Raw genomic sequence first — 11,977 nt, 5'->3', positions numbered from 1 at the left:
TTAGTAATTAGCAGGTCCTACTTGAATAGGCTTATTCTCAAAGTCAGGATCATTCAATACAGCACCTGCGCCTCCGTAATTGCCGGGATAGTTAACCTTGATATAGTTACGTACAATAGCTACGTAATGATTGTACAATACGGGCGGACCAAATCTACTTCCGGGAAATTCCGTTATTGTCGTTTCAGTTTCCGGATCGTATAGCGCATCCAGAATAAGCTTATATTTAGTAGGGCTCCAGGTGCCAAAATTAGTACTGTATCCGGCAAAAAAACCTGTAATCGCCCCGGTAAATTCACCCCAAGATGCCGGTTCTTGCAGGTAGGCAAGACTTATAGTCAGCTTTTGATTTCTACCAATCCCTTCTGCAGGAAAATCATTATCCCTCTTTAGACGAATAGCAAAATTAACAACATTGCCTTCATCTAGATCCTGTGTCCGGTATACAACTATCGGAAGTTGTCCATTCACAGTATGAGCTGCTACCTTTGCCTGTTCTCCAATAATCTCAAAATGATGCCCCTCTATGGCAGCATTCTCATCCCCGGCGTTTGCTTTCAGGACCTCAACTTTAATGGAACGGTCAATAGAAACAGCATTCCCTAACACATTCACAGGTACAAAAATTGTATCTTTTACTCTTAGGGGATATTTCGCAAAGGAATAAGCCATGACCGAATCCGCCGTCCCAAAATAGATAGCATCATCCTCGTTAAACAAGGTCGGTTTTTCTTCGCAGCTACAAAAAAGCAAGCTGATAAGAAACGTGAGCGTATAGTAATTTATTATTTTCATAATTCGTTGTTGTTATTTTTACGGATTATACTCTCCTTCTTTGTCTGGAATAGGAAAGACATAGGCATTATTAGGCACTACAGCGGTCGTTCCGCTTTCTACTTTTAAATCTTTATTCAAGCGTTTGTAATAAAAGAAAGTCTGTCCTTCATAAATAAATTCCTTTTTATATTCTAACGTTATTGCATTAGATAACGCAACATTATCGGGTACAGCCGAAAGTGTTAAAGGATTCAATCCCCGCGCCATCCGCACTGCATTCAGATAGCCAAGTCCCTCCTCCAAATCACCCATGTTATTCTTGCATTCGGCCACTATATAGTACATCTCTGTAATACGCAACAACGGTACTATGTTCTGCATAGTATATGGAAGATTGCTATTTTGAAAATATTTAGACGGCACGTTTATATTTCTGGCATTATTATCAAACCAGGACAAGCGCCAGTCTAACGGAGCTACAGTACCATACAGCGCATTCTTATTCGCTAAGGCTAACATTAAGGGATTTCCCGCGCTCATATTAAATAATCCATCACTATTGGTAACCGTATTGGTGCTATAGAGTGAAAAAAGCAATTCCTTTGAAAAAAGACGATCCCGTACGTTCGCCGATGCAACCGCAACATTACTTGTCGATAGCGGAAATTTATTGCTACCGATTACTTCCAAGGCCTCCTTCAATGCCAGATTATAATTACCTCTATACAGATGCACTCTTGCTAAGAGCGCCTTTGTTGCCCAGTAATTCATGTGATTTTGGGTATAGCCCGAAAATAAAACTAACGACCCTTCGCTTAGGGCTGTGGTATCTGTCTGCGCTAAAATAGCTTTTGCTGAATTGAGATCTGAAATACAGGAATCCAATGCAGACTGTAAAGAGACAAAAGGCGTTGATTCGGCCGAGAAAACACGAACATAAGGAATTGCCCGTTCATCCATTCCGGTTACCGGAGATTGACCAAACATACGCGCCAGATCAAAATGAAATAACGCCCGCAAGGCAATAGCCTCTCCTTTCACACGATGATAGTGGTCTCTGGAAAAGACATCTTCTTTTTGATCGATATAGGCGAGTAAATTATTCAGGTTGGCAATATTATTATATAGCCCACTCCAGATAAACCGGATCTCCTGCTTTACCCTATTCTGTTCATAATCATACCGGAAACTGTTGGCATAAAGCCCGTCTCCTAGCGCTGAGGTTGCTGCATTAGAATAATTATTGGCCATAACGGACAACATACCCATACTCAGATCATGGGTATATAAGCCCATTCCGCCAGATGATGCGGGTTTGTCCATCGCCAAATACACACCTGTCAGTGCATCCATAAAGCCCTGTTCGTCCGTAAACATACTTTCCTGTAGAACTTTATCCCTAACCGGCATTTCTAAAAACTTTTCGCAGCTGCTCAAGCTTCCCAATACCGTGACACTGCACAACAAGACTACACTTTTTAAGCATTTGAACCACATATTATCCAATTTTGAAAGTTGATAAAACATATTTTAAAAATTTGTGGATAAACCGAAATTAAAACTCCTTGAAAAGGGATAAGCAGTTCCCCGTTCTGTTTTTATAGTTGCAAAACGAACCAAATTGTTTTGCGTTATCATGATGCGTGGTGCAGACAATCGAGCAGCTTTCACCCATCTAAGATGTCCGGGCACATTATATCCAATTGTTAAACTCGCCAGCTCCAAAAAGTTATCTTTTTGAACAAATCTGGAAGTGACATTCGTCTGTTGTAATCCGGTCGCTCCGTTAGCAACCAGTGCCTTAAAGGACGATTGGTCACCAGGCTGCTTCCAACGCTCTGTCAGCACGCGAAGGTCTGCATTACCGAATCGCAGATCAATGTTCTCTACACGATCTACCAATGTCTGATTATACATATATCCTCCATATTGATAACTAAAAATGAAATTCAACACAAAGTTTTTGTAATTGAAATTCGAGTTAAAGGCGCCTTTAAGCTTTGCAGTGGCGTCCGCTATCGGGCGTTTGTCCATAGCATCCCAAATGAAAGTTCGACTACCGTCCAATTTAAGAAACACCTCTTTTCCCGTAGCAGGATCAATACCCAAAGACTGTACAGCCCATAGGCGGGTCATGGATTGTCCTACCTCAAAACGAGGTAGTGGCTTCGTCTGATACCTGGAATTCAACGCATCAGTATCCGGTACAGATTTGTTGTACGCATCATTAATGGCTTGAATAGCTGGTGAAAGTCTTGTAATGGTATTGGTATAGTGACCAGCATTGAACCCTATAGTCCAGAAAATATTGCGCTGTGCATCTTTTATGACCGGAGCCGACAAGCCAAATTCAAAACCTTGGTTTTTAGTAGCACCCAAATTGTCTCTATAGCTTTCAAATCCTGTAGAAAGTGCCAGATCCAACGGCAGAATCAGATTATCTGTAGTTTCCCTAAAGAAATCGACAGAAGCATTAAGCCTGCCTTTAAACAACCCTAAGTTCAAACCAACATTAGTTTTCAACGTCTGCTGCCATCTTAGGTTCGGATTCGCGTAGGCTGCTGTCACAGCTCCCAACATCAGCCTATAATTGTTCATTAAGTTATACTGATAAATCTGCTGTGTCATATCCGAAGAAAAGTTTTGATTTCCCGTAATACCAATTGTTGCATTCAACTTGGCAGTTTGGATAATACCATTTTCCTTAAAGAACTTTTCGTTGTTGATATTCCAGGCCACCCCTCCTGCATAGAAAGGTGCAAATCTGCTATTGGAACCAAACTGGGAAGAACCACTTTGATTGACTGTAAATTCTGCTGTATATCGGTTATCATAATTATAACTTACACTCAAAAAGTTGGAGATATTTTTGGTTTGGTTATTTTGCGAACGCGGCTTTATGGTTTGGTAGTCAAACCCATTTGCCAGCCCCATTTCGCCCATATCATCATTCGGTATACCGTAAACACCTAAAGCAAGCGTATTGCTTTCTGTCTTCTGAAACGAGCCTCCTAAATTGGCAAGAATCGTGTTTTTTCCTAGCGCCAGACGATAGCTAAGATTTAACCGTCCGTTGATCGCACTATTCTTTCCTGACATTTTCTGATAGTAGCCCAAATTTGGGAATAGCGCCAATACACTCGAAACAAATCGCGTATGATCCGCCGGATAAAATGCCTCTGAACCAGGCGAATTAGAAGACCATCCCAGGCTTCCTGTAACCCGTAGGTCGTTTGTTAAGGACCATTCCAAATTCGTATTGTTAGTCAAACTCAAAACTGTAGAGAAGTCCTTTACATTTAAAGTAGAATTGTATGATGGATTGGTAAATATTCCACCCGGAGCCGATATAGCAATCCCTAACTCACTTTGATTGGGTTCCAGAATCTTAATCAGGTTTCCAGCTTCATCTCTATTTTTGAAATAAGGTAACTGTCTGACATAGGAATCAAAAGATCCCCAAGGAGTATTGTTTCCTTTGGTATAGCCGACAGAAATAGTATTACTCAGTTTTACATTCTTTAGGACATAAGAAAAGTTGTAATTCATTGCATAACGATCCCTGCCCGAATCCTTCATCACCCCTTCAGATGTGTTGTAATTCAGTCCGAAAGAGTAACGTAGCCCCCCTGATCCCCCTTGCGCGGAGAGACTATGATTGAGTCCATAGCCGATTTGAACCGGTTGCGAGAGCCAGTAGGTATTTACTCCACTCTTAACCTGACTCAATCGATAATCATACCATTGTTGGCTAGCGATATCAATATACTGATTATTGGGGTCATTGTAGATTCCTGCTAAACGTTGTGCTTCTAAGAACTGCTCTGCATTCATCATTTTATAGGATGTTAAATCAGGTGCTTCAGCACTCGCGTTGATGGAATAAGTAATCCTCAATTTTCCGGCTACAGGTTGTTTAGTATCGACAACGATTACGCCATTGGCCGCCTTTGATCCATATGCTACCGTTGCAGCAGCATCTTTTAATACGGTGACATTTTCAATAAGATTGATGTCCATATCATAGAAAGTCTGCAGTGTAGCTTCAAATCCGTCCAAGATAATCAGGGGCTGATTTGGATTTGCCAAATAGCTGGCCATAATATCACCATTGGATACCGGCGTAGCTTCCGAAGTGCCCATCGGCGAAAGACTAAGGTTGTTCGCTCCGCGAATCTGGATATTGGGTAATCGATTGGGATCGCTACCAAACTCGTTATTCTGTAGCAAACGCACCGATGGATCGACGACAGCCAAAGCCTGAATAACATTCCTTGGATTTACCATCTTCAGCTCCTCGCCTGTATAGGTCTTTGCCGCACCCGTAAAATTACCTACCGGGCGTTTATAGAGCCCCGTATTGACTGTCACCTCGTTGATGACATTCAAGTTTTGCTTTAAAGAAAAATTGACTATAGTTTCACCTTTCTTTGCCGTCTTTTCTATCGTAAGCCGCCCCACAAAAGACGCTCTCACTGTTGCTTCCACAGGGACATTTTCCAGGGTATAATTTCCCTCTTTGTTCGTAAGTGTCCCACTCCTTGTACTTAGCTCCATAACATAAGCGCCCTCCAATGGCTTTCCCAATTCATCCTTTACGGTACCTGTAAGGGTAATCCGTTGGGCAAAAAGTGAGAGCGTCAAAAGATTGAACAGTATGAACAAAGAGAATTTCATATTCCATCCCATATGTTTGTTTAATTTTTTACTTTTCATAATCGTGTTGTCGAAATTGATTTTCCTAACCACTCTATTCCGGTCTTACAAAAACATAAGTAGCATTATCTGCCACGGGCACACTACCCACTATGGGTGTTGGCGAATAAAAAGGCAAAGAGTTAAAAGGCGTATGCTTACGTTTGTAATAGAAAAACATCTGTCCTTCAGCAATAAATTCTTTGCGGTACTCGTTCCTGATTTCGGCAGAAAGCGCATTCATGTCCGGGACATTTGCTGCAGTAAGCGCCGGCAAATTTCTGGATGCCCTTACCAAATTGATATAGGATAATCCTTCATTTACCTCTGGTGCACACTCAGCGGCAATGTAATACATCTCAGGCAATTTCAACATCGGAAAGATGTTGGAAGCCGTTACCGTCAATTTTCTAGGTAGAATCGGCACCCCTAATATATTACCTGTAGTCACATCGATAAAATTTCGTCTATAGTCAGTGGTCGGTACATACAATGCATTCTGACTGGCAACCGAAAGTCCTAATAACCTAGGTGCCCCAAATAGTTCCCGATAGGAATTATAATAATTGTTAGCATAAATATACAATTTGAATAAACTCTCCTTTGTAAAAAGGAGGTCAGCAGGCGTTCCCGATGACAGCACAATTTGTTCGCTGTTAATGACCTCCAAGGCATATTTATTGGCATTTAAGAGATCTCCCTTATATAAATAGATTCTCGCCAACAGACCTTTTACAGCCCACTTGTTAAACCAGGAGGTTTCCAATGTTTGACCATCCAACAATCCCTCCGCTTCGACCAAATCTGTAATGCACCTATCCAAAGTCTCTCCTACGGTCTTAGATGCAGTCGCATTAAAATCAACCGTTAACACATAAGGTATCCCATTATCCTGCAATTGATTGGTGGAGAACATCCGCAAAAGATCAAAATGCAAATATGCGCGTATCGCCAAAGCTTCTCCTTTAAAATCTTGGTATCTCCTTTCTGAAAGAACAGATTTTCCTTTTTCCAGATTCTCAATAAGATTATTCAGATTGCCCACAGCACTATACATTTTATTCCATATCTGAGCCGAATGAGACTTTACAGATGGATGTGTAAGATTCAAAGTGGCTGCATTGTAATACAGCGTACCTGATTTAGCCATTGATACGCTATCATAATTTCGACCGGCAAGAGACAATATACCTATGGTCAATTCTTTACCGTAAAGACTTTCATCCCCCATGTGTATATACACCCCGTTCAACGCCTCCCGAAATCCGTTCTCTGTGGAGAAAATAGACGATTCATCAACAGCAAGTGGTTGTGGCGCATCGTCGACCCATTTTTTGCAGGCACTTACCCCCAACGTCACCATTATCCCTGCAATAACTATTATTTTATTTCCTATTAATCGCATAATCCCGGTTTTAAAAAGTTGCATTAATGAGTAACGAATATTGACGTTGGAAAGGATAAAATGTGCCACGTTGCATATCTGCCCCAAAAACTTCAAAAGCATTGTTGACCATTACTTTGATTCCCAAACGCTGTGCTTTCCATTTTTCCACAAGATTTTTAGGAAGCTCATAACCCAAGGAAATCGTAGAACACTGTAATCTGTTATCCTTTTCAACTAATCTACTCGTCATATATGTTGGCGACTGGAACAATCCTTTATACATTGCGTCGACCATTCCTGGTGTCCATCGCTTTGCATCCTTTACCCGCCCGTCAAAATGTGTATTGACATCAGTATTTTCTATAGCAGCCATTGTCTCATTATAGGCCATAGCACCATGTTCCATTGTAAAAAATGTCGCAAATGAAAACTGTCGGAAAGTCATATCCACTCCGAATGTTCCAATCCATTTTGGTGAGAGATTTCCGGCAAAGACTTTATCTTCGGCGCTCCAAACAGTAGTTGTACTTCCATCCTTTTTCTGAAACAGCTCTTCCCCCGTCTGAGCGTTAATCCCTTTGGATGGAACGGCCCATAATGCCAGTGGAGAATAGCCAACAACATATTGTGGCTGAGGCACATCTTGTAAAGCTTCCGTATTGTGATAGGTATTCAATTGACTCAAATAAGGCCCTATTTCTACAATTTTATCTGTCCCACTATAACCATTGGCGATAATGTTTAACTTAAGGTTATTTTTTAATTCCAAAGCCCGTGCGACCAACCCGAATTCAACACCTTTAGTTTCTATCTTACCATAATTGGTATAATGCGCAAAATCTTGATATCCGGTAGATGACAAAGAACTAAGTGGTAAGAGCATATCTTGGTTCTCTTGGCGGAACGCATTCATGTACACCGAAAGACGATTATTAAACAAAGTAGCATCCACAGCAATATCTTGCTTTAGGGTCTTTGGTGTCTTTAAGTACTTATTTCCTTGTGCAATAACATAAGTACCTAAGCCTCTACCGATTGTACTTATACCACTTCCTGCCGGGACATATTGCCGATCGGTATAGTACCTATAAACAGTTCGATTAAGGTAGGATAGAAAGTCCTGATTACTTGATGTACCGACACTTCCCCTAACTCGCAATGCGTTGATCCAGTCTATAGGCTTCATAAATGACTCCTGGTGGATATTCCATGTAGCACCTGCCGCGCCGAAGGTTGACGAATTATTTAACCCGGAGTAATAGTCTAGAGAAGCCGACACATCCAACTGATAGCGCTTATCATAGCTGTATCCCAGATTGGCAAAGGAAGATGCGTATCGTGTTACAATCTTACCACTAATAGGCTTTGGAACAGAGTATCCTGCACCAAACGAAATCTCAGCCAGTCGATCTACAGCAAAACCACTAACTTCTACCGCTTCTGATGCACTGGAAGTCTGTGTTATCAACTGTCCTAAATTTGCAGAAAGCTGGTGTTTCCCAATTCTATTCTGATACTGTAAACGTACTCCACCCTGAACATCCCAAAAAGAATTGGATGTATACTGATACATACCTCTCTTGAATAAATTATCAGGACTTATATCAGCAAACAGAGTATGATTGGGTGGCAGAAAATAATTCTTTTCATCGGATTGCTTTGTGAGCGAGACCATCCCATTCAACTGGAAACCATGTCCAAATATCCAATTCAGATTGGTCAGATTACTAAAACGCGCATACTTATTTTCATCCGTGGTGGATAATAACGCATTAAAGGCTGGGTTCTTGAAGAATACGTCTTTGTCATTCAACGTATATTCTTCTACCATTTTCTGAAACTTCCCTGTATAAGGGTCTATCGCTTCCCAATAGGGATTCATTTGCAAATAATCATTAAAAGCACCGTAAGGAGAGTTTGCTGCATTCATACCCAAATACGAAAATTGGTTATTAAAAGTCAAACTTCCGATACGCCCTCCAAAAAAAGCACCTAAATCCAATATTTTTCGGTGAGACCCTTTCATTGTCCCCGCGATATCGTTATATGATGCATTCAATCCGTAGACGATATCATCATTTCCGGCACTCAGACCAAGCGTATGCTTTGATCCCACTCCATTCCGCAGAGGGACAGCCAACCAATCTGTATTTATATTATTGGTATGAGCCTGATTATAACGACTCTGATACACTGCGCTTAGATCTCCATCAAATAGACCTGAAGCCTTCTCGATTTCTAATTTTTCTTTCGCCGAAAGTCTTTTAAAAGAACTCAGATCAGCAGTAACCACCTGCAGTTGTTCTGAAAATGAGACTTGAAATCTCCCTTGTGGTCTTATTGTTTTAATTGCAATAACCCCATTTCCCCCTCGCATTCCATAGCTCGAAGTAGCTAATGCGTCTTTTAAGATGGAAACACTTTCAACCCGGTTGATATCCAGATCCTGAACCACTTGAAGGGATACCTGTACACCATCTAACAAAAATGTCGGACTACCTGTAGACATCACATGTGCTGCCCGATAATCTCCTTCTGAAGGATTGACCTGAAGTCCCATTGATATATTCTTATTGAGCCCATCAGCAGAAAAAGGAAAATTACTTATCCCACGCAACCTAACCTGAGCCAAATGATTGGGGTCATTTCCGTGCTTTCTTTCCGCATGAATTAACAACGAAGGGACATAAACCCCCAGCCCATCGACAAGACTCCTTACACTTACGTTACGAATTGCATCACCAGACACCTTCGTTACAGCCCCGGAAAAATCAGTTGAAAAACTCCCTAATAATTCTTCTGTTTTCAACATCTTTACGGTTAATGATGTTGACGAAATAGTTTGACCTATTCGATTATACCCCGGTTTGGACAGTACAATAGACGTACCTGGGTTATTTTCAAACTTTACCCTGCCATTTTCTGTAAATTTAGACTCTTTGCCCATGGTAACCCAAACACTATCCAGTGGCTTAGAACTACTCCAATCCTTGACAATTATCTCCACCATACGGGTTTGCTTTGCGGTATCCGCAACAACAATAGTCTCCTGCGTTAAAGGAGCAGAAAATCCTAGGTGTGGCACCATCCAACAGGCGCCAATCATACCCCATAAATAACATAACTTACCTTTCATTGAAATCATTTAAGCTAATAATAATGTTAACTTTTTTTAGTCGAACTTTCTCTTCAAAATTGAAATACAATCCCTTCAAGTCATTCAAATACCATGTGTATTACACAAGTTTCTTTTATAATTGATTAGAAAATTAGCTGCTATTAACTAACACTAACAAGAGCAAATATCCATAAAGTATTGCTAAAATCAAAAAAAAACACCACTACAAAACCATTACAATGTGCTTTTTTTGAGCAGAAAACGCTACTACAATGAAAAATCTACCCTTCGTTTTTTTAATTCGACTAGAAGATAGAGCAAAAAAAAATGTTTAAGATAGCTGAGATAAGAAGGTCACCAAATTGTAATCCTGATTGGTTAAATTTAGTTTCTTCCGTAAGCGGGTTCGCGCTATTTCGATAGATTTAATGTTTTGGTAGGTGATAGACGAAATTTCCTTAGTTGTCATACCCAATTTTAAAAATGCACACAGCTTACGTTCACTCGGAGTCAGGTTAGGAAACCTTTCATTCAAAACATCATAAAAATTCTCGTGAACCTGTTGAAACCGAAACTCAAACTCCTTTAAGAGCTCAGGCCTTAAATTTGATTGCAAATCTGTTACAACTTTCTGTATAGCAAACTTAGAATCCTCATCTAACTGAGTCTTCATTTTAAGCAGTTTATCCGATATATCATCAATCAATTCATTCTTTTGCATCAGATGAATTGTACTTGTTGTGAGTTCCTTGTCCTTCATTTGAATATCCTTCTCCAAGCTTTCCTTTTCAAGTTTCAAATGAGCTTGCTCTAATAATGAGCTTTTCACCTTATTACGTTGCAGATAAAATAAAAGACTTACAATAATCAACGAAAGAAGAAGACCAACTCCAACAAAAAGATAAGTTAACTCCTTTTCTCTTTGCCTAGCCCTTTCTTCACTATGCTTACGTTCGAACTCAAATTCTGCCTTTAGTTGGGTTATTTTAGCAGCTCTTTCGTCATTAAACAAACTATCGCCCACCCGTTTATTCAGGGCTAGTGTTTCAAAAGCTAATTTATACTTTTCCTGTTTCTGATATATTTTATACAAGTGCGAAGATGAACGCCTTATGGTCAATAAATCCCCTGTACGCTGCGCCATTTTGATTGCCTGTTTCAAATATCCTTCCGCAACAGTGTAGTTCTTTAAATCAAAATAGAACTCGCCGAGTCCATCATAGGATAATGCCATACCATTTTCATCATTGCGATCCTGACGACTCTTTAACGCCTCTTGATAGTATTGAAGTGCTAAATCATCCTTGCCTTGCTTATGATACAACCTTCCTTGATTTGACAGTACATTTGCAATAGCAACTTCATCCAAAGCTTGTCTGGACAAACTCAAGGATTCACTATAATAATGACCAGACTTTTCATAATCTTTCATTTCCTCATAGAGGATACCCAAATTATTGAGCAGATTTTGCTTTAGTTTTTTCTGGTCTATGCTAGCTGCAAATGAAAGAGCCTTAGTATATGCTACCAATGCATTTTTATAATCTCTTTGATAGTAATTAATAATACCAATTCCATTATAAGCGAGCAACAGTGTACTAGAGTCCACACTATTACTTTTTATCACCTGTTGATAAAAATCCAAAGACCGAGGATAGTTTCCGATAGTAAGATTCGTTACAGCAAGGTTTAATAATGCTCTATTTATCAAACTATCGGAATCAATCTCATGCGCCAATTTTATAAATTGCTCCGCATATTCTAACCCCGCTTTTGCATCCGATTTACTCGTAAAGCGAGATAGCTCAAGTGTAATTTCCGCTCTTTCTTTTTTTGTCCCTGCTTTATACAATCGTGCTTTCAAAGTATCCAAAATCGTATCTGCAGAATCGGCATAAACCATCTGACAAATACAAGTACCGACAATCGCAACAACTATAATCCCAAATCTCAACAATAACATGTTATACTGTTAAATGAAAGCTATAAGAGTTATTTAA

Annotated in this window: 6 protein-coding genes; all 6 read right to left on the bottom strand. The window is 40.1% G+C overall.

From position 1 onward, the window contains the following. Nucleotides 1-795, bottom strand: a complete 795-nt coding sequence (locus E4F24_RS12470) for a DUF4843 domain-containing protein (protein WP_140939291.1) — start codon at nucleotides 793-795, stop codon at nucleotides 1-3. A gap of 18 nt (nucleotides 796-813) precedes the next feature. Continuing rightward, complete coding sequence (locus tag E4F24_RS12465) at nucleotides 814-2,304, bottom strand: RagB/SusD family nutrient uptake outer membrane protein (RefSeq protein WP_140939289.1); 1,491 nt, start codon at nucleotides 2,302-2,304, stop codon at nucleotides 814-816. Between the two features lie 3 nt (nucleotides 2,305-2,307). Beyond that, a complete protein-coding gene (locus tag E4F24_RS12460; protein ID WP_140939287.1) occupies nucleotides 2,308-5,493 on the bottom strand; it encodes a SusC/RagA family TonB-linked outer membrane protein in 3,186 nt (1,061 codons plus the stop codon). 34 nt (nucleotides 5,494-5,527) lie between these two features. After that, entirely contained in the window at nucleotides 5,528-6,877 is a 1,350-nt protein-coding gene (locus E4F24_RS12455) for a RagB/SusD family nutrient uptake outer membrane protein (RefSeq protein ID WP_181182481.1), read from the bottom strand. A 10-nt stretch (nucleotides 6,878-6,887) separates the two neighbouring features. After that, on the bottom strand, nucleotides 6,888-9,995 hold the full coding sequence (locus tag E4F24_RS12450; protein ID WP_181182480.1) for a TonB-dependent receptor plug domain-containing protein: 3,108 nt from the start codon (nucleotides 9,993-9,995) through the stop codon (nucleotides 6,888-6,890). A 313-nt stretch (nucleotides 9,996-10,308) separates the two neighbouring features. Continuing rightward, nucleotides 10,309-11,940, bottom strand: coding sequence for a tetratricopeptide repeat protein (locus tag E4F24_RS12445; RefSeq protein ID WP_140939280.1), 1,632 nt, complete (start codon nucleotides 11,938-11,940; stop codon nucleotides 10,309-10,311). Nucleotides 11,941-11,977 lie beyond the last annotated feature (37 nt).

Source organism: Sphingobacterium lumbrici, from assembly GCF_006476045.1.
In the GTDB taxonomy this organism is placed as follows: Bacteria; Bacteroidota; Bacteroidia; order Sphingobacteriales; family Sphingobacteriaceae; genus Sphingobacterium; species Sphingobacterium lumbrici.
Note: the sequence above shows the minus strand (reverse complement) of the source record. Positions and strands in the feature narration are given on the sequence as shown.

What these genes read in the sequence shown, in the direction of transcription:
- E4F24_RS12465 (WP_140939289.1), bottom strand. Translation starts at nt 2,304, where the DNA reads ATGTTTTATCAACTTTCAAAATTGGATAATATGTGGTTCAAATGCTTA.
- E4F24_RS12450 (WP_181182480.1), bottom strand. Translation starts at nt 9,995, where the DNA reads ATGAAAGGTAAGTTATGTTATTTATGGGGTATGATTGGCGCCTGTTGG.
- E4F24_RS12460 (WP_140939287.1), bottom strand. Translation starts at nt 5,493, where the DNA reads ATGAAAAGTAAAAAATTAAACAAACATATGGGATGGAATATGAAATTC.
- E4F24_RS12455 (WP_181182481.1), bottom strand. Translation starts at nt 6,877, where the DNA reads ATGCGATTAATAGGAAATAAAATAATAGTTATTGCAGGGATAATGGTG.
- E4F24_RS12445 (WP_140939280.1), bottom strand. Translation starts at nt 11,940, where the DNA reads ATGTTATTGTTGAGATTTGGGATTATAGTTGTTGCGATTGTCGGTACT.
- E4F24_RS12470 (WP_140939291.1), bottom strand. Translation starts at nt 795, where the DNA reads ATGAAAATAATAAATTACTATACGCTCACGTTTCTTATCAGCTTGCTT.